The following is a 25,003-nucleotide window of genomic DNA, read 5'->3' as shown; positions in this document are numbered from 1 at the left end:
GAGGTCCTCACCTAATCAATACTAGCGTATTGTTCTGCTCAGGAGGCTAACGCAGTGAGAGGTCAGGGTGCCGCCCACGACGAGCGGCGAACCGCGATCGTCGAAGCAGTCTTCGCCCTCGTCGACACCGGCGGCGTCGACCAGGTGACGGTACGGCGAGTCGCCGACCAGGCCGGCGTCTCGATCGGCCGGGTCCAGCACTACTTCCCCACCAAGGACGACCTACTCCACGCCGCCTTCACCGCCATCAACGACCTCGGCGCCGCCCGAGTGCAGCAACAAGCCACCGCCGAGCCGGCCGACGTACTGCACGCCGTACTGACTGTCCTGATCCCCCGCACCGAGGACGACCGCAGGCTCTTCCGAATCCAGCAGTCCTTCGAGACCTACGCCCTCACCAACCCAGAACTCGCCAAGCACCTCAAACAGGGCTACACAGACCTGGCCGCCCTCTTCACGCTGCTCCTCGACGGTCAACAAGCCGAAGCTCAACAACTGCTGGCCACCGCGATCGGCCTGTCCACCTTGGTGATCACCAACACCATGACCCCGGGACAGGCCGACCGGATTCTCCGGCGGTTGCTACCGCACTCGGATGACGATTGAGGACGATGAGACGGCGCCCAGGCCGGGTACGGCTGGTTTGTAGACGCGGTAGGTGTAGGTGCCTGGAGTGGAGAACTTGAGGGTGAAGAGGTAGCCCGTTGAGGTGGTTCCGTTGGGCATGCGTTGGCGGAGTTGCTTTGCGGTTCCGGCTGCCTTCCAGGTGGAGCCGATCAGGCGTTGGAGGTTGACTACCTGGTTGGTGACGGTCGGGGTGGCTGCTCCGTAGAACTTGACGGTGGTTCCGCGGACCACGGACGTCGCGGTTGCGCGGGCTGACAGCAACTGGGCTACCGAGACGGGTTGGTTGGCCGAGTTTGCCGCGGCGCGGGTGGCGTCGCCGGCGTACGACCACATGAACTGGGTGTACGTCTTCGGGACTTGGGTGCTGGAGGCAACGCCGGTGGTGCTGGTGGTGACCGTGGCGACCTTGGTCCAGGCGCCCGTTGTTGCGGTTCGCTTGTAGAGGACGACGGGGACCTTGGCCAACACTGCGCCGGTGGTGATGTCTTTGGCTTGCGTGCTGACGACCAGGGAGCCGCCGTACTTGATGGTTGCGGCCTTGCCGATGGTCAGCGAGGTGGCGTTGCGGACGGCGGTGGTGGCGTGTGGCGTCGGTGGTAGCAGGGACACGTTGCCGGCGAAGTCATGCGCGATCGCGGAGACGCGATAGACATGGCCGGTTGCGCCGGTGAAGGTCGCATTGCCGGCCGGGACGCCTTGTTTCCAGGTCGTGTAGGCGCCGCTGTCGGTGGCCACCAGCACGTCGTACGACGCGATGCCCGAGGTCGCGTCCGTGCCGCTCCACGACACCGTGAACGTCTTCGTGGTGACCGACACCGGCGCGATCGCTTTCGCCGTGGGCACGGTGTTGTCGACCAGATTGGTCCAGGTGTTGGTGGCGATGGCCGGGTTGAGGTCGAAGACGATGTCGGCACGGCTGCTCAGGACGGTGCCGTCGGCAACGACCTTCGGCTTGACCGTAAAGTAGAGCACGCCTTGTCCCTCGGTACCGTCGACGTTCGGCGGCAGGAAGCCCTTCAGCGGATCCTCCGGCAGCGCGCCGGTGACGACGTCCTGGGTCGCGAGGGTCCACTTCACCGAACCTTGTGCGTCGTACGACGCCTGCATGTCCAACTGCAGTCCCCCACCGAGCTCGAGGACATGGCCGATCGTGGTCGACTCCGACGCCGGCGTCCAACGCGTCGTACCGAACTGGACCGCGCCGAAGCGCAAGGTGCTCAGGTCGTACTGCGCCGGATTCAGGTGATCGGTCACCCGAACCTCCTGCGCCGGGGCACTGGCGGTCTTCGCATTCTCGAAGTAGACGGCGAACGTATGGACGCCGCTCGTGGTCACGGCACGCTGAGGACCACCGCCGATGGGTCCGGCCAGCTCGTTCGGATCCAGCGATGCCACCGAAGTCTGTGGCGCGGACGGGCCCCCGAAGCATCTGGTGCCGACGGCAATGATGTTCTTGGCCTTGGAGACGCCGTCGAGCACATTGAGGAGCACCGAGCTGACGGGCCACACGTCCGCCACGCATTGGGCGGCACTCACCGCCGACCAGAACATCTCCGACGTCGAGGAGGCCTGGAACGGCGGCGCGTGGTCCGCGATGTTCTCGACAATCGCCTTCTCCGCCCCCAGGGCGAACTTCAGGCAGTCGCCGCCGGGCATCCAGTCGATAGCGACGTCGAACACGGCATCCGCACAGCTGTCCTTGACCGAGTCCGCCGCGGCAGAACGAGCGGTTGTCGAGGACACCATGCAGTCGGAGGACAGTACGGCGAGGTCGTAGTTCGACGCACTCGGGACGGTGACCGTGAAGTCGTACTGATGGCTGGCGCCGGCCGGAATGCGCCCGACGAACAGCGGTACGCCGCGCTTGCCGTCTGCGGCGGTGTAGACGGAACGTTCGGGCGTCCAGTCCCAGTCACGCACCGGCGCGTTCGCATCGGCCGCCCCGACGAGGTCGAACTGTGGCGTGATGATCGATCCGGCCGGCAGACCGTCCAGGATCACCGGCGCGCCGAGGGCGTCGACGTTGCCGGTGTTCCGGACCGTCACGGAGACGGTCTGCGGACGGTTCGCGACGAAGCGGCCCAAAGTCACGAGGCCGGTCTCGATGTGCGCGGGACGGATGCCCTCCACGGTCAGCGCGCCATTCACTCGAACGGTGCCTTCGGTGGTCGAGGTGACCACGACGTCGTACAGACCCAGCGTCGCAGCAGTCAGATCGAAGGACACCTGGAGCTCACGTCCGTCCGCCGAAACCGCGAGCGGTTGACCGGTGACTCGCGCGGTTCCGCGGACGAGCTCGACCTTCTGGGAGGTCGCCATCGCCTTGCCCTGCAGGGTAATCGTGGTCGCGGCGGCCGCGCCGACACGCTGGGGTGTGACGGCGGCCAGGGTCAGCATCTCCGGCCCACAGGCCGGGTTGACGCAGACGGAGCTGAAGACGAACTTCCCGGGATAGCCGTCGGGCGAAACAATCGCGAGGTGATCGCCGGCCGTGTCGAAGGTGCAATGTGGTGAGGAGTACCACGACCGCGGGCTGCAGATGAAAGACCCGTTCGGACCGTAGACATCTACGTCGTGGGCCGGGTTGCCCATGATGACGGGATTGGTCGCAGTGAAGTTCATCTGGTCCCCGACCGCCTCGGCGAACCGGTAACACGCCAGCTGGTCGACCTCACCCACGTCTCCGCGTTGTTGCGCGATGCCGGACGCGACGCCCTCCACGCGTTGGCAGCCGACGGGGTTGTTCGTTCGCCGCAGGGCGACGCGGTACCCGCTGTCGTCATCGATCGGGCCGGTGACGATCAGTCGGTAGGGTCCGGGCTGCGTGAGTGCACAGTTCGTATGAGCAGAGCTACTCACCGAACAGATGGACTGGCCGGTTCCGCTGAACAAGGTGACCCGCAGGTTGCCCGAGGTCGAGACAAGGCTCAGCCAGGCCCGGTCCTCGCGGACCAGCCCGCTCGTCCAGCAGCTCCCGGCCGCGGCCGGTGACATGGCGCCGGTCGCAGCTGGTGCGGTGATCGGCACGGTGGAGTCGATCGAGTTGCAGCCTGCTGTCGAGCCGAAGTCATTCACCCAGAACCGGTACGTGCCTGCGCGTGGGTCGTCGGACGAGCTGTAGTCGGTCCGAGTGATCAGACGGTACGGCGCGTTGCCGGTCAGCATGCAGGTCACACCGGACGACGCGTACGAGGTGTCGCACAACTGCGCGCCTGCGGCGTTGTAGACCAGGCCGCGCAGGGACTGTCCCTCCGAATTCACGGGCGCGGTGATGCGGAGCGCCGTACCGGATGTTCCCGGCAGTTCTCGGCAGCCCAGCTCTGGACCAGCGGTGAACGACTGCGAGATCGCAGCTGCGGTCCAGCTGACGTCGGTCGCCGCCGGGCATGTCCCGCTGCCTGTGAGCCGGTACAAGCCGAAGCGAACGCCCGATGGGTAGCCGTTCGGGTCACCGGTGAACAGCACCCGGTACGTGGTCGAGGCCTTGAGCTGCAGCATGGTGTACGCACTGGACGTCGAGTAGACGCGGGCGCCGGTCGGCTCGTAAACCGTCACGCGGCCGGACCAGCTCCCGTTGTCCTGCGCATAGCGGAGCACGTAGTCGCCGAAGGTGTCCGAGGTGATCAAGGCGCAGTCGGCCGCCTGGGCTGAGCGGTCGACCGAGACGGGCAGCGGCTGCTGCCAGGTCCCAAGCGTGCTGGTGGTGCATCCCGTCGTACTGGCGATGTTGTAGGTCCAGAGTGTGGCGGTGGCTGGGTCATGGTCGCCGCTGCTGGAACCGGAGCGCGTGACGATGCGCCACGGCGCCGCACCGGTCAGGCGGCAGTCATAGGCGTCGCTGTACGGCGTCACCGAGCACACCTGCGAGCCACCGGCATTGTAGACGTCGGCATACAGCGCGTCCGTGCCGAGTTTGATCCGCAGCATCGACCCCTGCGCGTCGCCGAACTGCCGGCAGTCGAGCTCCTGCCCGGTGGGCAGCGAGATCGCCGTGCCGGTTGAGTTCCAGGCCGTCGAGGAGATCGCCGGACAGCCGGCCGAGCCCTGGATCTGGGCGAGCGCGACCGCGTAGCCGGGTGGGTATCCGTTCGGATCGCCGGTCACGAGGATGCGGTAGCTCAGACCTGCTTTGAGCTCAACAGAGCTGTAGCCGGACGCCGAGTCGTAGACGCGTGTTCCGCCGGGTTCGTAGACGGCGACGCGGGCCGTCCAGCTGGCGTTCTCCTGCATGATTCGCAACGCATACTGACCGAAGGCGGCGCTCGGCACCAGGTAGCAGTCGGCCGCATTCGCCGTCCGGTTGGCGCTGATACTCGGCGCCGAGTTCCAGCTCGTGAGAGTCGAACTGGTACACCCCTGTGCCGACGTGAGGTTGTCGAGCCAGGTCTTGTAGGTGGACGGTACGGCGTCCGCGCCGCTCGACGAGCGGGTGACAACCCGGTACGGCGCGGTGCCGGTCAGCCGACAGTCGTTCGCTGACGAGTACGCGTACCAGCTGCAGACCATCTCCCCGGACGAGTCGAGGACGACGGTCGAGAGGTACGGCGTACTGGCCTGGGTATCGACTCGCAGCAGGGATCCGGTGGTCACGGAGACCTGCCGGCAGTCGAGTTCGTTGCCGTCAGCAAATGTTCCGGAGAGTGGCTCGGTGCCGAAGGCAGTGGTCGGGGCCAGTGCGCAGGTGCCGCTGGCGGCGACCTCGAACAGGCCCAACTGGTAGCTGGCCGGGTTCGAGCCGACGTTGCCACTGATCTCCAGCCGGTACTGCCTGGCCGCGAACAACTGCAGCGTGCCGAACCCGTTGCCCAGCGAACTCCGGTAGACCTGGGTGCCGGATCCGTCGTACACGGTCAAGGTCCCAGTCCAGTTCAGCGACGTCTGCACAAACCGCCACGCATACATGCCGAAGGCACCGGTCGTGACCGTGAAGCACTCGGAGGTCGTCGTACCTCGGCTGGCTGAGACCGGTAGTCCATCGCCCCACTGCCCGAGGGGCGTGGCCTGGCAGGTGTCGTCGGCAGCCGTTGCCCTGCTGGTCACCTTCGGCTTCGGCGGCGCAGTCGGTGGCGGGACCAGGCGCGGCGTGCCCGGGTTCCGCGGAGTCTCGGACTCCTGCGGTGTCGGGGTCGCCGGCGGTGTTGCCGTCGCCTGCGGTGTTGCCGTGGGCTGAGGTGTTGCCGTCGGCCCGGGTGTCGCGGTCGCCGACGGTTCGCCGGCCGTCGGCGTACTCGGGGTGTCCGGCGGTGGATCGGCCTGCGCTGATCGCGCGACCAGCAACCCGATCGTCAACAGACAGGCCAATGCGAGCGACAGCCCGCGAATGAGCGCAGGCATGCGCATCCGGTGCGGCATTTCTGGTCCCCCCAAAATTTGCCGTCCAACAACACGGGTCACATCGCTGCCACCATCGACAACGTTACGGCCCACTGCGGCGAAACTTTCCTACCCACAATCCTGTCCGGCAAGAGGTTGTGCACCATCAACCGTTTCATGCACAACCGGCTCCGGCGAGGCTCGATGCGAGCCGATGCTGGTGGCTCCATCGAGCAAGGAGATGTGAGATGAAGCGAAGGATCGCCATCATCGCGGCCGCCATCGGCCTGGGCCTCGCCGCCACAACTGCCCTACCGGCCAACGCCTCATGGCACCCCGGCACCGTGTTGTACACCGGCGCCAAACTGCGCGACTGCTACCACCCGACACACCCGTCGCAACCGGGGCTCGGCTGCACCAACTACACCACCATGAACCGCGGCTGGACCGTCCACGTCGTCTGCCAGCACTGGGGAGACGTCATCGCCGGCTCCGAAGCCTGGTACTACATCGTCGTCCACAACGGCCCCCAAGGCTACGTCCACGAGTCCCAAATCAACTCCGGCTACGACGGCTACATCCCCGGAGTAGACGTCTGCAACTACTAGTCCCCATCTTCGAGATGTGATCCTCGTGGATGTTCACCGCGTCCCGCCACGGGGAGGACAGCGCTGACGTCCAAGACGATCACACCTCACCTACAGCAGCCACGCACCGGCACCCCTCGACCCGTCCCAAGCCGACAACGTACGCGACAGCTGACCGCCGTGCCGACTGTTGCTGCTTCAGGATCAGGCGACTTTCCAGCTGATGGGGTCCGGCGCCTTCCCCTGGGCATGGACTCGGCCGATCACGTCCGCGCTGGCTGATCACCACCGCGGCCGACCAAAAGCAGTGTGGCTGGGCGATCCGATGGCTGAGGGAGATGGTTGCTGCCGGCGACCATCGTCTCCCTCGACTGAGGCTGACGGGCTGTGGTTGCTGTCCCGGCGACTAGGCGGCTTGCAGGTGACCCACCGTTGTAGGTGCTGACCCGACCGGCAGGTGGATCTGCGGCTGACCCATTGGTGCAGGGGCTACCCCGGGGATCAGGTGGCTGTTGCGACTGACCCGTCGGTGTAGGTGCTGCTTGGAAATCACGGGGTTGGGGGCTGATCCGGTGGTGTGGGCGGTGGCCGCGGTGGTGGCGGTGGTGGTGTGGCGGGCGTGGGTAGGTCCGCGGGCCGGTCTGGGGACCGGCTGCCGCGGTGGGGGTGATGGGGTGGGTGGGTTGGTGGTGTTGGTGGACCGAGGTGGTGGGGTTACGGTCCGGCGGTGGGGGTGGCGTTGGTGCCCCAGGGGTCGGTGTGGTGGGGGGCGAGGGCGGTCAGTCGGCTGAGGGCTTCGCAGGCCGCGGCCAGTGCCGGGTTGGGAAGAGTGCTGGCGGCTGGGAGCCGTTCGGGTTGCTGGTGGGTCGGGTTGCTGGTGACGAGGCCGCTCCAGTCGGCACTGGTGGTGCTGACACCGCCCCTACTGGCATCGCTCTCGCTAGTGTTGGGGCTGGGGGCAGGGGTGACCCAGCCGATGACCTTGGCGAGTGCGGTGCGGTCGGTTCTGGGTGGCGGGTCGGCCCACGACGGGCGGGAGACCTGCACACCGGCCGCGGTGATCGACAGCGCCCATTGACCGTCATGGACCGCGCGGTGATGGAACGCGCACAGCAACGCCAGATTCTGCAGACTGGTCGGACCGCCGTGGGCCCAATGGATCAAGTGATGGGCATGACACATCCAGGGTGGTGCTTGGCACACCACGCAGCCCTTGTCGCGTTTGTTCAACGCGCGGCGGATGTAGCGGTTCACGAACCGTTGCTCGGTGCCGACATCCAGGGGTTGGGAATCACCGCCGAGCACGATCGGCAGCACCGCGGCATCACACGCCAGGAGGCGGACCGCGCCTGCGGACAGGTTCCCGCCGAACACCAGTTCACCCACTCCGCCATGTCCACTGGTCGCACCGGCTTCGGCTGTGCCGCCGAGAGCGGCTGGGGCAGCATTGGCGAGGGTGGCTTTGAGGTCTTCGAAGTCGATGGTGACTGTCAGGTGCGGGACACCGGGTGAGTCGGGGTTACCTGCAGCGCGGTCCAGGATGATCTTCAGCGCGTCGGCGCCTCGCTGGTCGGCCGTGCGTGGGTCGCGTTCACCGTCGACGGTCTTGTGGGGCTTGGACAGGGTGTGGAGCTGAGTCTTGAGAAGTTCGGCATAGGCACCGGCCATGAACCCGGAGATCTTCACGCCGTCCTCGGTGGGCCGTAGCCGCAAGAACTCTTTCGCACGCGCCACATCCTCGGCCGGCTCCGGACCATCAGTGTCCAAAGTAGACAGCACCTTGTGCCCAAACCGGGTCAGCTCACGCGGGTTCGTGATCCGGGCGGCTGCGATCATCTGTTCTTCGGCGACGGTCAGGGTCTCGACCGGGACGGTCGCGGGGGCCTTCTCCAAGATCTTGACGATGACCTTGGCCTGGTCAGGAGACACCGCCGCGAGGCGCGCCGGATCCGACGGGTCGGGCAGCGCGGCAGTCACTGCCGGGTACTTGTGCAGGGCGGTGGTGAAGGCGAGGTCTTTGCGGACTTCGACCGGGTCGCGGCGGTAGCGTTCCGAGACCAGTTCGACGGTGTTGCGGGCGCCCAGTTCCTGGGCGAGGCCCAGGTCGTCGAGTCCGCCCAGGAGTTGGAGTGTGTAGGTCTTCAGTAGGGCGGTGGCAGCCTCCACGGTGTCGAGAGTGGACAGCAGTTCGCTGCCGCTCAGCGACCACACCGGGGGCAACGCCAACATCTCCATACCCAACAGCTTAGACACGGCCACCGACAGTTTTCGAGGCCAGAACCCCTTATTTACAAAGGAAGTGTGGGCTGTTTGGGGGCTAGTTGCACATTCAATTTGCCCACATCTTGACGGCGGTTCGAACCGTCCCGGGTTTGGTGCACCCTCGGATATGTGTGGACGACTGGTAGGTCGTCGCGAGTTGTCGTAAGCGTCACCGACGGTCCCGATCGACGAACTGAGGCCGTGCAACTGCAGAGTTCGGTCAGGTGCACCGAGGTGTATTGCGACCCGGCGTCGGGTGATGAATCGTCTTGTTCTGCAAGGGATTGCCTTGTCTTCTGCGTATCGCCGCGGCCTGGGCGATGGCCCGTTCCACGAACGCGGTGCAGGCGAACGTGCTGGTCGCAGGCGCACGTACAACCTGTCCCGCGTCGATCTCGGCCTGTCGAACCCAGCGGCGCAGCGTCTGCCGGCTGCGCGGGTGCCAGCCATCACCAGTTGTCTGATGGGCGTGGTGGGCGGTGGTTATACGAGCAGATCGGCAGCTTGCCCGGCGTGCTGCCGGTGATCTTGCGGGGTTGTTCAGGGCTGCGGATTCGGCGGTGTGTGGGGCGGTGCCGTACTGCTCGCGATGGAGGGTAAGCGGCGTGGGGTGCTCGGCAGATCCCGCGGGCGGTGACGAGTGTCGGCCTACTGCCGGTGCCGCCGTCCGCCTTCGGGCTGGTGACGGCCGTACAGATCGGCACTACGCACACCGACCTGGAGAACGCCCGCCCGTTGTCCTGGCCGGCCTTGGCTGGGCCTCGGCCGGCATCAGGCATCGGGCATCGGGCATCAAGCCGTGGTCTCCCAGATGAAGCCGTCGGGGTCGGTGAGGGGGGCGGCGTCGGTGCCTAGGACCAGGTGGTGGGAGCCGGTGCCTTCTTGGGGCATGCCGGTGTCTTTGGCCAGGGCGCGGCGGGGGTAGAGGGCGAGGGTGACGGCGGAGGACGGGGTGTCGAACTCGACGTATTTGCCGCCGAAGCTGCGGCCTACGGCCAGGCCGTTGTCTACGTAGAAGCGCTTGCTGGCCTTGACGTCGTCGACGCCTAGCAGGAGGGCTACCTGGTCGATGGTGCCGGTGACGGGGGCGGTGTCCTTCTTGCTGGAGCTGGCGACCTTGATGATCGTTCCGTCGGGGGTCTGGACGATGCCGCCGTAGCCCCAGAAGCTCTTGGTGGCGGGCTTGAGGGTGGTGGCGCCGGCTGCGGCGGTGGCTCCGATGATGGCGTCGACGTCGCCGGGCTGGGAGGCGACCAGGGAGAGGGCGAAGCCGCGGAAGCCGGTTGACGGCTTGTCGGTGCCGCGGACTGTTACGTAGGTGTCGAGGCCGGTGGCTCGGTAGAAGGCGTCGGCGGCGGTCGGGTCGGAGGCTTCGACGGTGACGGAGGCGAGAGTGTTCATGGCGGTGTCCTTTGCTAACGAGAGGTGGAGGTGGTTCAGCGGTCCTGGATGAGTCCGAGGACGTTTCCGTCGACGTCGATGACAGTGGCGACCACCCGGCCGGCGCCGACCTCGTGCGGGGCTTCCTGCACGGTTGCGCCGGCTGCGGTGACCTCGGCGAGCTTGGCGGCGATGTCCGGCACGTGCCAGTACGTCACCGGTGAGGTCATGCCCTGCGGTCCGCCGTCGGGTACCAGGCCGATGTGCTGGCCCTCGGCGTCGAAACCGACGTAGTACGGCGAGTCTGTCTGCGGCTCGATGCCGAGTAGGGCGGCGTAGACGGCCTTGGCCTTGGTGAGGTCGGACACGGGGTGCAGCACGGTCTTGATTCCCTGGGTGGTCACGGTCGCTCCTGTTGTGGTTCGTTGCTTGCTGTAGTCACAGCTTGCCGTTGGGAGCGCCCTCGCCACATCCGTGCCAACCACGGAAACCTCACCACGGATAGGGGTACGGATCCCGCCACTGAAATGAGGGAAGATTGGGCGGTGACCGCCACTGTCGACATCTCGCCCCGCGAAGGTGACGTGCTGGAACTGGTCGGGGCGCACTTCAGCAACGCGGAGATCGCGGCGCGGCTGAGCATCTCGGTGCGCACCGTGGAGAGCCACGTCTCCTCCCTGCTGCGCAAGCTCGAGGTACCGGATCGGCGGGCGCTCGCCCACCGTGCACCCGAGCCGACCAGCCCCGGAGGCGCAGTCTCCGCAGCGCCGGTGCTGCCTGCGGTGCTCACCTCGTACGTCGGCCGGGCCGGCGAGCAGGCGGCTCTGATCGAGCTGATCACGACCCGTCGCGAAGTGACCGCGGTCGGCCCCGGCGGCGTGGGCAAGACCCGCCTTGCGCTCGCGGTGGCGGCCGAGGCAGCCGGTGAGCACTTCGACACGGTCTGGTACGTCGATCTTGTCCCGGTCACCGATCCGGAGATGATCGCGACCGCGGTCGCCGCCACCCTCGGCCTCGGTGAGCAGCCCGGCCGGGACATCACCGAGTCCGTGATCGCCGCACTGTCGGATCGGCACGCGCTGCTGGTGCTCGACAACTGCGAGCAGGTCCTGGACGGCGTGGCACTGGTTGTCGAGCGGTTGCTCGCGACCTGTCCCCGGTTGACCGTACTGGCGACCAGCCGCGCCCAGCTGATGGTGCCGTTCGAGCACGTGTACCAGGTCCCGCCGCTGTCACTCCCCGTCGACGGTGAATCGGATGCGGTCGCGTTGTTCCTCGATCGTGCGGCAGTGGACGGTACGACGTTGGACGCGGCAGCGCGTGAGCAGATCGCGGTCATCTGTGAGCGACTGGACGGGATGGCGCTGGCTATCGAATTGGCCGCGGCCCGCTATCGGACCCTCGGGCTCGACGGCATCACCGCTGCACTGTCGCATCCACTCCGCATGCTCACTGGCGGCTTCCGCGCCAACGAGCGGCATCGTTCGGTGCGTGCGGCACTGGACTGGAGCCATGCGCTTCTGGATCCCGTCGACCAGGAGCTCCTTCGCCGGGTGTCCGTGTTCGTCGCGCCATTCACCGCTACCGCGGCAGCTCAGGTGGCCGAGTCGGACGAGTTCCTGGTGGCCGACGGCCTGGCCCGGTTGGCCGAGCAGAGCCTGCTGGTGGTGACGGCGTCACCCCGCGGTACGACGTACCGGGCATTGGAGACGATTCGTCAGTACGGGACCGAGCAACTCGCTGATGAGCTCGGTGCGGTCCGGGCGCGGCACCTGCACTGGTGTTTGGAGCAGGCGGCCGGGCTGACGGTGGATCGACCGGACTGGCGAGCCGGGTTCGATGCGGTTGCCGACGACCTCCGCGCGGCTCTCGCGTGGGCGGCGCAGGAACCGGAACAGCGCGCGAACGCGTACCGCCTCGCTCAGCGGCTGGCCGAGCTGACGTTCACCCGCACGCTGATCGGCGAGTCCCAGCTGCGGTATGAGCAGGCGGCGTCGCTCTCTGAGGAAGCGGCAACCGAGCTACGGAATGCCGCGGCCGTGGCGGCGTGCCGGATGCGGGGCGACGACCTGTACCGCCTCTACCGCGCTGCGGCGGACGCCGACCTCAGCGTCGGGAACACGGCTGGCGCGGCCCGCGATCTGGCGACGATCGCCATCTCGTCGTACCGATTCGCGGGGTTCGTGCGTCAGCTTCCCGCGGCGGAATCCGACGCGCTGGTTGCCCAGGCCCGCGAGCTGGCCGGTCAGGACGAGGCCGCGCAGGTCATGGTGGCGGTGGCCGAGGCTGGGCAGGCGCTCAACGCTTCGATCACCGCCGCGGACGGCCTTCCCGGCAATTCCGTCGCGGATACGATCGCGCTCGCCGTACGAGCTGTTGAGCTGACGCACAGCGCAGGCGATGCGCTCGCCGAGTCCATCGCGCTCGACGTACTGACCGGCGCTCAGAGCTGGGCCGGCGACACCTTCGCCGCCGCGACGACAACTCAGCGCCGCGTCACCCTGCTCGCATCCGCGCCGGTGACGCCGGCTGCCACGCACGAGCTGATCGAGGCGCTCGGCGAAGCAGCCGAAGCCAGCCTCGGCACCGGCGACCTGCACGCGGCCCGGCGGTGGGCGACCCAACTCGCCGAGCATCCCCTGCTCGCGGAAGTCGGTCACCGCGCCACAAGCTGGCTCCTCGTCGCGGACGCCTTTGCAGGCAACGTGGACCAGGTGCTCGCCGGCAGCGTCCGCTTCCTCGACGCCTGGCGACGCGCAGGCAGCCCAGCTCGTCCATCCCTAGGCCCCGCGGTCGCCGCGGTCGCGATGGTCCACGGCCTCCAAGGCGATCAGGACGCCCGCCAGGAGTGGCTGGAGATTTTCGATCACCTCAACACTCCCCCAGAGCACGCCTTCGGCTACGGCGCAGTCTTCGACACCACGCTCCTGCTCCACAACGGCCAACTGCCCGAAGCCCTCGAGCGGATCGCCCGGCCCCCTTCCGAGATCTGGAAGTGGGTCACCTGGATCTGGCACCACTGGTACGTCGCCCTTCGCGCCGAGGCCGCCGTACTCGCCGGGCATCCCGAGGCTCGCGCGCGCCTGACCGAGGCCCAGACCATCGTGTCCGGCAACCCACTCGCCGCGGCCCAGGTCGAACGAGCCGCAGCTCTCTTCAACAACGATCCGGCGGCGGCGCGAGCCACGGCGGCGACGTTCGACGCCCTCGGCTGCCGCTACCAATCCGAGCGCAGCCTGATCCTTGCCACAGGCAACTAAACTTCGGATCGTCGAGGTCTTGTCACCAGCCGTGAGGCGCGCTTAGGATCCCGCCCAATCCCTGGTGATCTTGCCCGAACTATCCGCCCCCATCGTCGAAGCGCTTCGACGCTTCGTTCGACAGACCCGGAAGGGAGATATTCCGATGGGTTCACGCAAGCTCAGAATTGCGCTGCTCACTGCTGCTCTGATGGTCGTGCCTGGTATGACGAACACGGCCACTGCTAGCCCTGAAGCCGGTGCTGCTCAGATCGTGGCCGACCTCGGCGTCGGCTGGAATCTCGGCAACCAGCTCGAAGCCAACTCCAACGGCTACCCGAGCGAGACGGCCTGGGGTAACCCGGCCATCACCCAAGCACTCATCGACAAGGTCAAGGCCGCCGGCTTCAAGTCGATCCGGATCCCGGTCTCCTACCTACGCACCATCGGCGCCGGCCCGAACTACACCATCGACTCCGCCTGGCTGAACCGGATCCAGCAGGTCGTCAACTACGCCTACAACCGCGGCCTGTACGTCATCATCAACATGCACGGCGACGGCTACAAGTCCATTCCCTACGCCTGGCTGATCTGCGATGCTGCCAATCAGACCGAGATCAGAGCGAAGTACCTGAAGGTCTGGCAGCAGATCGCCACCCGATTCCAGAGCTATGACAACCGGCTGATTCTCGAGTCGATGAACGAGAACTTCGACGGCCAGTACGGCGCTCCCACCCAGCCGTGTTACTCGAATATCAACGCCTGGAACCAGATCTTCGTCGACACCGTACGGCGAGCCGGCGGGAACAACAGCTCGCGCTGGTTGCTCGTCCCCGGCTGGAACACCAACATCGACTACACCGCCGGCAACTACGGCTTCGTCGTACCGACCGATCAGTATCGGTCCTCGTCCATTCCGGCCAACGAGCAGCGGCTCATGATCTCCGTGCACTACTACTCCCCCTGGGACTTCGCCGGTGAGGAGAACGGCAACATCACCCAATGGGGGCGCGGGGCAACCAACCCGGCACGGAAGTCGACCTGGGGTCAGGAGGACTACCTGGATGCGCAGCTCAAGCTGATGTACGACAAGTTCGTCGTCCGCGGCTATCCGGTGGTCGTCGGTGAGTACGGTTCGATCGACAAGACCTCGGCCGACTCCACAAACAACCGGTACCGCGCCGACTACGCGCGCGCCGTGGTGTCGACCTCGAAGAAGTACGGCGCCGCGACCGTCTACTGGGACAACGGACACAACGGCCAGTACGGCTTCGGCCTGTTCAATCGAGCCAACAACGCGGTGACCCAGCAAGGCATCATCGACGCCATCAAGAACGCTCGCTAACGGGCGAGCTCTTCCGCCGGGGCGGGAATCGGTCTAGGGTCCGCTGAAATGAGAGCGCTCTCACCTCATCCCCTCTACCGCCCCGGAGGTGGTTCCCCGTGTTCAGGAGTTCCAGAAGAGATCGTCGCCGTCGATGGCGTGCGGTTGTTGTCTCGGTGGTGCTGGCTGTTTGCTCGAGCCTCCTGGTGGGTGGCGTAGCGAAGGCCGCTGACGACTACACGCAGACGGTCACGTCGCTCAGCGCGACCCAGGCGCAGATTGCCTTCACGCCGACGACGGCGGCGGTCTATGTCGACGTCCACTACATCGTCGCGGGCCAAGGTCAACAGAACTTCCGGATGGATCTGAGTGGCGGTACGTGGCGCAAGACCGTGGGTGGTCTGTCGTCGGGGAGCGTCATCGACTACTGGTTCACGTATGAGAAGAGCGGGCCGCAGTACGACACACCGCACTTCAGCTACACCCACGGCGGTACGACGACGCCCACCGTTGCGACACCGACCTTCTCCCCAGGCGGCGGCAGTTATGCGACTGCGCAGACGGTGACGATCTCGACGGCGACGGCCGGCTCGACGATTCGCTACACCGTGGACGGCTCGACACCGACCGCATCGTCGACGTTGTACAGCGGACCGATCAGCGTGCCTTCGACCCGCACGGTCAACGCGATCGGGATCAAGGCCGGTCTCACGAACTCCGCGGTGGCGAGTGCGACGTACACGATCGGTACGACGCAAGTCAGCTGCACGACGCAGCCCGACGTACCGAACTTCGGGCCGAACACGCGGATCTTCGACCCGAGCATGTCGTCCACCGCCATCCAGGCGCAGCTCGATGCGGACTTCAACGCGCAGAAGGACACCCTCACGCACCAGATGGGCAGCGGGCGGATCGCGCACCTGTTCAAGCCCGGTGCGTACAGCGTGCACGATGATGTCGGCTACTACACCTCGGTCGCGGGTCTCGGTCAGAACCCGGGCGATGTCGTCATCAACGGCGCTATCACGGTCGATGCGTTCAACGAGTCCGACCACGGTGTCGCCTTGCAGAACTTCTGGCGGTCCGCGGAGAACATGGCGGTCAACCCGATCGGTGGTTCCAACCGCTGGGCGGTCGCGCAGGCGGCGCCGTTCCGTCGGATGGACATCCGCGGCAACCTGCAGCTGTACCCGGCCAGCTACGGCTTCGCCAGTGGCGGTTACATCGCCGACTCCAAGGTGTCCGGGCAGACAGCGTCCATCTCGCAGCAGCAGTGGTACACGCGGGACAGCAACCTCGGTAGCTGGGACGGCGGCGTCTGGAACATGGTCTTCTCGGGCACCCCCGGCGCGCCGCCGACCACCTTCCCGAACCCGCCCGAGACGACGCTGGCGACCACCCCGGTCTCGCGTGACGTGCCGTATCTCTACCTCGACGGCGCGGGCAAGTACCGCGTGTTCACCCCGTCGCTCCGCACCAACGCCTCCGGCGCGAGCTGGGCGAACGGGTCAACCCCCGGTACGTCGATCCCGATGAGCCAGTTCTATGTCGTCAAGGCCGGCGACACCGCCTCGACAATCAACTCGGCGCTCGCGTCGGGCTGCAACCTGTTCTTCACGCCGGGCATCTACCACCTGAACCAGACGCTCAACGTGACCCGGGCGAACACCGTCGTACTGGGCATCGGCTACCCGACGCTGATCCCGGACAACGGCGTCAACGCTATGCAGATCGCCGACGTTGACGGCGTACGGGTCAAGGGTCTGCTGTTCGACGCCGGTACGACGAACTCCGCGGCCCTGCTCACCGTCGGACCCTCGGGCTCGTCGGCGAACCATTCCGCGAACCCGACAACCCTTCAGGACGTGTTCTTCCGGATCGGCGGATCGATCGCCGGCCACGCGACGACCAGCCTCATCGTCAACAGTCACAACACGATCATCGACCACATCTGGGCCTGGCGCGCCGACCACGGGAACGCGGGCACCTGGGGCTGGACCCAGGCGACCGCGGATACCGGATTGATTGTCAACGGCAACAACGTGTTGGCCACCGGCCTGTTCGTGGAGCACTACCAGAAGACTCAGGTGATCTGGAACGGCCAAGGCGGCAAGACCATCTTCTTCCAGAACGAGATGCCGTACGACGTCCCGGACCAGGCGAGCTGGAACCGACCGAGCGGCCGCAACGGGTACGCGGCGTACAAGGTCGGCGACAACGTCACCTCGCACGAGGCGTGGGGGTTGGGAAGCTACAACTTCTTCAACGTGAACCCCTCGGTCAGCGCCTACAACGCCTTCGAGGCACCCAACAACGCGAACGTGCGCTTCCACAGTCTCTGCACGGTGTCGCTGAACTACCAGGGCACCATCACCCACGTCATCAACGACACCGGTGCAGTCACACCACCCGGCACAGTCCCGGTGAATGTGGTCAACTACCCCTGATCTGAATCGGCTCCGGCCGGCTCCTGCGCTGCACAGTGCAGGTTGCCGGCCGGGACCTTCAAAGCCGTCAGGTAGTTGTCGGTCGTCGACCGCGTGCACCCCGTGTACGGGTAGACGCCGTGCCCCCAACCGCCATAGCTCAGCAGAACCGTGCCGGCCTTGTTCTGCCCGTGAATGGCTGCGGCCCACTCGTACGGCGTGGAGGGGTCGTGCGCCGAATTGAGCATCAGGATCTTGTTCGGGGTTCTGAGCGTCGGGATGTGCTGGGGATTGCTGGCCTTCGGTGATGCCAGGCAGGCCGTGGTCGCGGCGTGGCCCAGATGGGAACCGCGGACATGCGGGGCGTTTCGAAGCTCAGCCGCAGTGAGCTGCTGGTAGTGCTTGAAGTCGCGGATGGTGAAGTTGAAGTCGCTGCATAGCGAGGCGGCCACGGGTTCTGCGACCGGCTCGCCCAGCGCGGCCGCGCGACTCGGCGCGGGAGCCTTCTTGCCGGTGTGCAGAGCCGCAACCCACGCGCTGAATCGAGGCCAATCGGGCCCGTAGCCCATGCTGCCGGCTTCGTCCTTCAGCTTGGTCGCAGTCACTTTGTTGCCGTCGGCATCGGTCAGCGCACCGCGTTCGGCCTTGGCCATCAAGCCGTCCCAGATCTTCACGACGTCCTGGCCATGCAGTGGCGACGAGGCCGTTCGCTGATTCCACTTCACCCACTCATGGAAGGAATCCTCGACCGCTCGCGCCTCGCTGGTCAGGAAGGCCTCGGTGCCCAGGCTGTGATCCACGGTCGAATCGATCACCATGGCGCGCACGCGACCGGCGTAGCGCTCGGCGTACATCTGCCCGAACAACGTGCCGTACGAAATGCCGTAGTAGTTGAGTTTTGCCTCGCCCAATGCGCCGCGCAGTGCATCCATGTCATCGGCGACGTCGACCGCTGACATGTGGTCGTACATCGATCCGGTCCGCGCGCGGCAGTCGGCGCGCAACCGCTTCTCGACCGTGACCAGCTGGGCGAACTCAGTGGCCGTGCGCGGATAGATCGCCGCCTGCTGCTTCTCGACCAGGTCCTGGTCGCAGAGCACCGGCTTGCTGCCGGCAACCCCGCGCGGATCGAAACCGATGATGTCGAACCGCTCCAGGATCTGCGGCGAGAAGTACTGCTCGGCCTCGCCGGCGAACTGCACACCCGAGCCGCCCGGCCCACCAGGATTGACGAACAGTACGCCGACGCGGTGCGCCGGATCGGTCGCCTTGTGCCGGTTCACGGCCAGCTCGAACGTCGGCCCCCCGGGCTTGCTCCGGTCGATCGGCAGAACCAGCGTGCCGCACTCATACCCGGGCTGCTCTCCGGCACACGGCTTCCACACGATCTTCGCCGTACCCGCGTGTGCCGGCACTGCCACGGCAGACAGCACCATCACACCCGCGGTCAACGCCCCGAGTGCTCGCTTCATCGGTCGCATAACTCCCTCTCGAAGGTTCATCGAACTCCCCTTCGAGGAGGTTGGCACCCGGCTGCGACTACCGGGACCACCCACAGGATGGCCTCTGCTCATCCTGTGGGCGTACGTCCACTACGACCATCCGTCGAGGCTCAGTAGCCGCCGAAGACGCTGCGCAGGGTGTCCAAGCTGATCGGGCCGGTCAGCTCGACCGATTCCGGCGTACGGTCCGGACCCAGGCGACCGGCCGCGAGCCGCAGCCATGCCTCGGCCGACAGCGTCAGCGTGCCGTCGGACTCATCAGCCGCGGTCGCCTCGAGGGTGACCGGGTCGGCCAGCCGCAGGGTGAACTCCTCGGCCGGGTCGGTCGTGACAACAGTCAGTACGGCGGTCTGTCCGTTGAGCTCGGCGGGTTTCGTAATCCAGCTGACGTCGCGGTCGGTCTGCAGCATCTCGGGGACCGCCGCCGCGTCGAGTGTGGCCGCGGGATCGGAGGCACTGCGGACGTCCCAGGAGTGGTAGGTGAGCTCGCTGAGGCGCATCCGCGCGAACGTCGCCAGGTCGATCGGAGCGGGCAGCCAGGAGAACTCGATCTGGATAGCGTCGCGCTGCTCCTCGGTCAGCGACTCGAAGAGCGCGAGCAGCTTCTCGTTCCACTCGAGGAAACCTTCGGCCTGCTCACGGCGAGACGACGAGTTCCACCGGTCCCAGACGGACTGGTTGAAGTCGCCGGCCGCGGGCGGTTTCCCGTCCACCGCCAACTGCAGGGTGTTGGTCATGATCTCCGCGCCACTGCCGAGGTGGCTCAGCACCTGCGCGATATCCCACTCCGTGGCCGCCGACTGCCCGGCCAGGGTCTCGTCGTCGAACTTGTCCACCAGATCCGCGAGCCGCTCGTAGCCGCTCCGGAGCGCGATGATGACGGTATCGGCGTTGCTCAAGCTGTGCCTCCACAGGAGTAGTCGGTTCAGTTGTCAATCACTTCGCCGCCGTTCCTATTCCGCCGCCGTGCTCACCGGACGGTTGCCGGGACGGAGGTCGGTGGGTACAGTCTGGTTTCTGTTAGGAAAGTTTACTTATAGTTTCGCTGCTGTCACCGAGCCCCGCCCCCGTTGGCCGGAAGGAGCGCGACGTGTCCCTGTTCCGCCGTACGACCGTCTCCGCTGTTGTTGTCGCGGTGTCCCTGATCGCTACCCCGGCCCACGCGGCCACCGCCTGGCCTGGTGGCCCGGCGGTGACTGTTGCCGATGGCAGCAATGTGTTCGGGACGAACCTGAGTGGGCTCTCGTTCGAGAGTCCAGATGTGTTGTGGGCAGTCAAGAACGGGCCCAGTACGTTGTACCGCTTGGTCCGGGATGGAACGCGCTGGAAGCCGGACTCGATTGGCGCGCGGTCGCTGAGCTATCGCGACGGCAGCGGTGATCCTGATGCCGAAGGCGTGGTCCGTACACCCGACGGCTTGGTGGTCGCGACCGAACGCGACGGCGACGACGACAGCACCAGCCTGCTGAAGGTTCTCCGCTACAACCCGAGCTCCACGGCGAAATCTGTCAATGCCGTTGCCGAATGGGATCTCACCTCGGACCTTCCCGAGGTCGAGGACAACTCCGGCCTCGAAGCGATCTCCTGGGTACCGGACTCGTTCCTCACCGCGAAGGGCTTCCGCGACGAGCGCACGAGCGCCGCCTACAAACCAAGCTCCTACGCCAACCACGGCACCGGTCTGTACTTCGTCGGTCTCGAAGACAACGGGATGGTCTACGCCTACGCCCTGAATCAGTCAGGCGGCACCTTCACCCAAGTAGCCGCTTTCGCTGGCGGCTTCCCATCCATCATGGACCTCGAGTTCGAGCCAGACACCGGCCGCCTGTGGTCAACCTGCGACAACCACTGCCAGGGCCGCAGCGCCGCGCTCACGATCGTGAACGGCAAATTCACCGTCTCCACGACCTACGACCGCCCAGCCCAACTCCCCAACTACAACCTCGAAGGCTTCGCGATCGCGCCCGCGTGTGTCTCCGGCCGCAAGCCGGTCGTCTGGGCCGACGACGACAACACCGGCGGCCACGCACTCCGCGCCGGTTCTCTCCCTTGCCTGTAACGAAATTCTCTCCCTAGGAGGCGATATGCGCAGTCTTGTTGTGGCGGTGGCGTTGACGGTTCTCAGTGGTGGTACGGCGGTTGCTGTTGCGCAGACGACTCATGAGCGGCCTCGGGTTGCGAAGAACATCATTTATATCCAAGGTGATGGTCTGGGGCCTGGGCAGCGGAACCTGATTCGGCTGGCTACCAAGGGCCGGTACGGCGAATTGGCGCTCGACAAGCTGCCGGTTGCGGGGATGGTGCGGACTACGTCGGTCGATCCGGATGAGGTGGTCACCGACTCGGCTGCTTCGGCGACTGCGTTGGCGACCGGTCACAAGACGAACAACGGGGTCGTCGGGATGGATCCGAAGGGGCGGCCGGTCGAGACGATTCTGGAGTTGGCGAAGAAGGCGGGGAAGTCGACTGGGCTGGTGACTACCGCCACGGTCACGGGTGCGTCGCCGGCGTCGTTTGCTGCTCATGTGCCTAGTCGCGATCTGCAGAACGACATTGCCAAGCAGTACATCGAGAACGTGAGGCCCGACGTACTGCTCGGTGGTGGTGAGGACTGGTGGTTCCCGAAGGGCAACCCGGGGCAGTTTCCGGACAAGCCGGGTGAGGAGGAGAGCAACAGTCCGTACGGCAACCTGGTCGAGCAGGCTCAGCGCACGGGCTACACCTACGTGCGCAACGCCGACGAACTGCGCACCACTCGATCGAACCGGCTGCTCGGGCTCTTCGCCAACGAGGACATGGTCGACTACGGGGAGCACGGCAAGTACGCGCCGCGTGTTCCCCTGCAGCAGATGGCTCGCAAGGCGCTGGATGTCCTGTCCAAGAATCCGCGCGGTTTCTTCCTCTTCCTCGAAGAAGAAGGCACCGACGGGCTGTCCCACGACAACAACGCCGCCGGTGTGATCGACGCCGGGCGCGCCCTCGACAACACCGTCGCCGAGGTCATGCGGTTCGTCGCCAAGCACCCGGACACCCTCGTCATCATCAACGGCGACCACGAGACCGGCGGTCTGAGCATTCAGGACTACGACACCGACGAGGAGAAGACCGACCCGCGCCAGGAGGGCCCCTTCCCGATCCCTGGTTCGAACCTGCGCTTCGCCGTCGACTGGGTCACCAACAGCCACACCGGCGCCGACACTCCCCTGACCGCATCCGGCCCCGGATCCGACCGCCTCGGCCGCGTCCTCGACAACACCGAGGTGTACGCCGTCATGCGAGCCGCCGCCCGACTCTAGAATGGCGCGGTGGCGACTGACTTGGTGATCGAGGAACGTCCCGTCGACGACCCGGAACTGGCCCGCCTGCTGGCCGCCGCGTTCGACGAACTCGTCGGCCGGTACGGCGCGGAAGGCCGGTCCCAGGTGAAGGACGGTGCCCGCTACCTCGTCGTACTGGACGATGACACCGCGGTCGGCTGCGGCGCCGTACAAGCCTTCGAGTCGTCCCACGAACATGCGGGCGACGGTGAAGTGAAGCGCATGTACGTCGCCCCCGAAGCACGTGGGCGCGGACTCGCCCGAGTCCTGCTCACGTGCCTCGAACACGTAGCCCGAGAGGCCGGACACCCCGCGCTCCGGCTCACCACTGGCCACCTCCAACCGGCCGCCATCGCCCTCTACGAGTCCGCCGGCTACCGCCGTACCGAGCCTTGGGGCAAGTACCTCAACCAGCCCGGCACCCACTGCTACGCAAAATCCCTCTAGATCGGTACTACGACATACCCCTCCGCCGGTACGGCGTAGGTCGTGCCGTTGATGATGAGCGTCGTGAAGCCGGGTGGGGCGTGAACCAGGAGGCGCTCGGGCTTGGTGCGCCAGGTGGCGGTCCAGGTGAGGGTCAGTTGGGTGGAGCCGGTACGGCGGAATTTGAGGCTGACGGGGCCGTAGACGGTGGCCATTTTGTCGAAGACTGTGTCTTGGTCGGTGGTTAGCCAGGCCATCGGGCAGAGGCGGAGCAGGTTGAGGTCGGTCTCGGAGAGCTGGTCGTCGACGACCGCCAGTCGCATCAGGGTGAAGATGGTCGCGTGGGTGCCGAGTGAGGCCGACATGCCGCCGCGGTGTTCGAAGGGGATGTAGGTCTGCGGTGAGACGCCGCCTGCGGCCAGGGAGTACATGCCTTCGAGGAAGCGGGCGCGGTTGCCGAGCTGCCAGGAGTGGAAGATGTTCCAGCTGTAGATCGGTTCGAAGCTGGAGATCTCGTGCTCGAGGATCGGGGCGTCGAGCGGGTGCTTGCGGGAGCCGCCGTTCCACAGCTTCGCGTTCGGGCCGACGCGGAAGTAGTCGCAGTACTTGACCATCCGCTCGTCGGAAGCCGGGAGCAGTCCGGCCCAGACCATCACCATCGCGCCGGCGTCGAGCCGCATCGCTTCGCCGAAGTTGCCCGCCGGACCGAAGTAGTTGTGCCCGTAGATCGGATAGTCGCTCCCATCCGGATGACGCCACTTCGGCGAGACCCGGCCGATCGCGTCCAGGCCGGTACTGGCCTTGGCGCGGTAGTCGGCCGCCAGAGCCGTCAACGCCGGCACACGCGCGTGGTTGAGCCGCTTCAGGAGCCGGATGGTCGTCGCCAGACCCTTGTAGATCCAGGCCGTCGCCCAGATGCTCTGGACCGAGATCTCCTCGTCAGACGCCTCCGCCGCCGGCGGCAGACCCACGACACCACCGTGCCCGGTGAGCTTGCACGCCATCTCGATCCAGTCGCAGGCCAGCAGCAGCGACGGCAGCCACTTGTCGATGAAGGCCTGGTCACCCGTCATCAACGCATGGGTCGCGACCGACATCATCACCGCACCGTGGTCGGGCAGCCAGTCGACCGCCTTCACTTCCTCCGGGGTCGAGTAGTACCCAAGATGCGACGGGTACAGCTCCCCCTTGGGCGTCTTCTTGCCCTGGTTGCCGAGGTAGAGATCGAGGTGCTTCGCGACCGTGTCGTGATGGCCGAGCAAGGACAGGAACATGTGGCTGGTCATCGACGTCGGCGTCGACCACAGCACGTCGTACCCCATCGACCCGGTCAGGAAGGTCGAGTAGGTCTTCCCCGGCACCTTGCAGGCGACCACCTCCGAGAACTGGATGTTCCGGGTGACCAGGTCGTTGACGTACTTCTCCGGCGTGCTGACCGTGGCCGCGGTCGCCGGCTTGCGGGACCAATACCGGTTCGAGTCGGCGAGCGCGCCGTCGTACCCGAGGTTGATCTCCGGGTTGAACTCGTTGGTCTCGTGGACCGGCCGCATGCACTGCAGGATGTCGACGCGCGAGCCGACCTCCGGCTTGAGCCGGGCGGCGATCTCGTAGATGTTCTTGCCGGCAACCTTGGGGTCAAGGAATTCCGGTGCCGGCGCCCCGTTCATCGCCAGTACGCCGAGCTGTGGGCCGCGCGGCTGCCACATCGAGAAGCCGGTCATCCCGTTGGCGCTCAGGTCCTTCTTCCAGCGGGTGTAGGTGAACGGCGCCAGCTCCGGGAAGCCCGTGAGGACGATGCCGTCCTGCCAGTTGTACGGGAGCTCCTGGGTGTAGTACGCGCGGCACACCCGGATCGCGAATCCGTAGTCGCGGTTGGGCTTCACCAGTCGTGCATCAGCGGCTACGACCTCAAGCCGGATCCACGCGAAGAGTGACTCCTCGCCGGTCACCGCGTCAGCGCCGTTCATGGCATGGGCGAACACCGACTGCCGTAGTACCAGCCCTGCTTCGGAGAACGTCCACTCCGTTTGCAGCACCGGCGTCGGGTGGTCGGCCCAGCTCTGGCGGCCGCGGCCGTACAGGCCTTGGTCCTCGCGGTAGACGTAGAAGTGGCCCGGGTACAGGTCCGGCATCCGCGGCGTCGGATCGTCCGGATCCTGCCTGCTGAACGCGTTGCCGCCCCACGGCGTCATGTCCAGCTGCAGCCGGTCTTTCTCGTAGTGCTTGTCGTCGTTCGGGTTGCTTTCCTTCTCGAACTCCTTGATCTTGCGCGCGAGCGGGGAGGGCGCACCGATCACGCTGCCGTTGTAGGTGACGTTGAACCGGAACAGGTGGTCCTTCCAGCCGATCGGCGTCCACACGTTGCGTGGATTCGGCCACCACAGCTTGGCCAGCTCGATATCAGGCTCGACCCCGGCAAGCCCGGAGACCGCCGGAGCCACCGCGGCGCTGCCCACCGATGCGGCCGCGGTTCCGCTGGGGACAGCGGTTGCCGCGAGTGCGCCACTACCGGTGGCAAGGAAAGTTCGTCTGGACCAGTTCGTCGCCATGCCGAACAACGTAAGGATTCCCGGATATCCCGCCTATCGTTTCGATGTCAG

At 66.2% G+C, this 25,003-nt stretch carries 15 protein-coding genes; 8 read left to right on the top strand and 7 right to left on the bottom strand.

The genetic code is table 11. The features are described 5' to 3' along the window. Positions 1–54 precede the first annotated feature (54 nt). On the top strand, positions 55–606 hold the full coding sequence (locus tag ACFTSF_RS26050) for a TetR/AcrR family transcriptional regulator (RefSeq protein WP_380156359.1): 552 nt from the start codon (positions 55–57) through the stop codon (positions 604–606). Here the strand turns inward: ACFTSF_RS26050 and ACFTSF_RS26045 are convergent. Continuing rightward, on the bottom strand, positions 583–5,961 hold the full coding sequence (locus ACFTSF_RS26045; protein WP_380156357.1) for a hypothetical protein: 5,379 nt from the start codon (positions 5,959–5,961) through the stop codon (positions 583–585). The genes ACFTSF_RS26050 and ACFTSF_RS26045 overlap by 24 nt on opposite strands. A 227-nt stretch (positions 5,962–6,188) precedes the next feature. Here ACFTSF_RS26045 and ACFTSF_RS26040 point away from each other — a divergent pair, with 227 nt between their 5' ends. Beyond that, positions 6,189–6,548: a hypothetical protein gene (locus ACFTSF_RS26040; protein ID WP_380156355.1), complete on the top strand. Its 360-nt coding sequence runs from the start codon at positions 6,189–6,191 to the stop codon at positions 6,546–6,548. A gap of 693 nt (positions 6,549–7,241) precedes the next feature. Here ACFTSF_RS26040 and ACFTSF_RS26035 read toward each other — a convergent pair. The 3 genes from ACFTSF_RS26035 to ACFTSF_RS26025 all read right to left on the bottom strand — a co-directional run bounded on the left by ACFTSF_RS26035 (position 7,242) and on the right by ACFTSF_RS26025 (position 10,573). Next, on the bottom strand, positions 7,242–8,762 hold the full coding sequence (locus ACFTSF_RS26035) for a DUF222 domain-containing protein (RefSeq protein ID WP_380156353.1): 1,521 nt from the start codon (positions 8,760–8,762) through the stop codon (positions 7,242–7,244). An 819-nt stretch (positions 8,763–9,581) separates the two neighbouring features. Next, positions 9,582–10,190 carry a glyoxalase gene (locus ACFTSF_RS26030; protein ID WP_380156351.1) on the bottom strand — a complete coding sequence of 203 codons (609 nt, stop codon included), beginning with the start codon at positions 10,188–10,190 and terminating at the stop codon, positions 9,582–9,584. A 35-nt stretch (positions 10,191–10,225) separates the two neighbouring features. After that, positions 10,226–10,573: a VOC family protein gene (locus tag ACFTSF_RS26025; RefSeq protein WP_380156349.1), complete on the bottom strand. Its 348-nt coding sequence runs from the start codon at positions 10,571–10,573 to the stop codon at positions 10,226–10,228. A gap of 141 nt (positions 10,574–10,714) precedes the next feature. On the opposite strand from ACFTSF_RS26025, the gene ACFTSF_RS26020 reads away from it, so the two are divergent. The 3 genes from ACFTSF_RS26020 (at position 10,715) to ACFTSF_RS26010 (ending at position 17,179) form a co-directional block, all read left to right on the top strand. After that, on the top strand, positions 10,715–13,429 hold the full coding sequence (locus ACFTSF_RS26020) for an ATP-binding protein (protein WP_380156348.1): 2,715 nt from the start codon (positions 10,715–10,717) through the stop codon (positions 13,427–13,429). A 145-nt stretch (positions 13,430–13,574) separates the two neighbouring features. Further along, positions 13,575–14,753: a glycoside hydrolase family 5 protein gene (locus ACFTSF_RS26015; RefSeq protein ID WP_380156346.1), complete on the top strand. Its 1,179-nt coding sequence runs from the start codon at positions 13,575–13,577 to the stop codon at positions 14,751–14,753. A 155-nt stretch (positions 14,754–14,908) separates the two neighbouring features. Then, complete coding sequence (locus tag ACFTSF_RS26010) at positions 14,909–17,179, top strand: chitobiase/beta-hexosaminidase C-terminal domain-containing protein (protein WP_380156344.1); 2,271 nt, start codon at positions 14,909–14,911, stop codon at positions 17,177–17,179. On the opposite strand, the gene ACFTSF_RS26005 is transcribed toward ACFTSF_RS26010, so the two are convergent. Both ACFTSF_RS26005 and ACFTSF_RS26000 read right to left on the bottom strand, forming a co-directional pair. After that, entirely contained in the window at positions 17,170–18,630 is a 1,461-nt protein-coding gene (locus ACFTSF_RS26005) for an alpha/beta fold hydrolase (RefSeq protein WP_380156343.1), read from the bottom strand. The genes ACFTSF_RS26010 and ACFTSF_RS26005 overlap by 10 nt on opposite strands. Positions 18,631–18,770: 140 nt before the next feature. Beyond that, positions 18,771–19,559: a maleylpyruvate isomerase family mycothiol-dependent enzyme gene (locus ACFTSF_RS26000; RefSeq protein ID WP_380156341.1), complete on the bottom strand. Its 789-nt coding sequence runs from the start codon at positions 19,557–19,559 to the stop codon at positions 18,771–18,773. A gap of 191 nt (positions 19,560–19,750) precedes the next feature. Between ACFTSF_RS26000 and ACFTSF_RS25995 the strand changes: the two genes are divergently transcribed. The 3 genes from ACFTSF_RS25995 to ACFTSF_RS25985 are packed head-to-tail and all read left to right on the top strand — an operon-like array spanning position 19,751 to position 22,424. Beyond that, positions 19,751–20,719, top strand: a complete 969-nt coding sequence (locus ACFTSF_RS25995) for a hypothetical protein (protein ID WP_380156339.1) — start codon at positions 19,751–19,753, stop codon at positions 20,717–20,719. A gap of 25 nt (positions 20,720–20,744) precedes the next feature. Further along, the gene (locus tag ACFTSF_RS25990; RefSeq protein ID WP_380156337.1) at positions 20,745–21,956 is read left to right on the top strand and encodes an alkaline phosphatase; all 1,212 of its coding nucleotides are present in this window, start codon (positions 20,745–20,747) and stop codon (positions 21,954–21,956) included. Positions 21,957–21,965: 9 nt separating this feature from the next. After that, positions 21,966–22,424 (top strand): GNAT family N-acetyltransferase, encoded by a 459-nt coding sequence (locus tag ACFTSF_RS25985; RefSeq protein WP_380156335.1) that lies wholly within the window; start codon positions 21,966–21,968, stop codon positions 22,422–22,424. Here the strand turns inward: ACFTSF_RS25985 and ACFTSF_RS25980 are convergent. Then, a complete protein-coding gene (locus ACFTSF_RS25980) occupies positions 22,421–24,952 on the bottom strand; it encodes a hypothetical protein (RefSeq protein WP_380156333.1) in 2,532 nt (843 codons plus the stop codon). The two genes, ACFTSF_RS25985 and ACFTSF_RS25980, sit on opposite strands and share 4 nt — an antisense overlap. Positions 24,953–25,003 lie beyond the last annotated feature (51 nt).

It is taken from the genome of Kribbella sp. NPDC056951 (genome assembly GCF_042674205.1).
GTDB lineage: Bacteria > Actinomycetota > Actinomycetes > Propionibacteriales > Kribbellaceae > Kribbella > Kribbella yunnanensis.
This window is presented reverse-complemented; position numbering and strand designations above follow the sequence as displayed.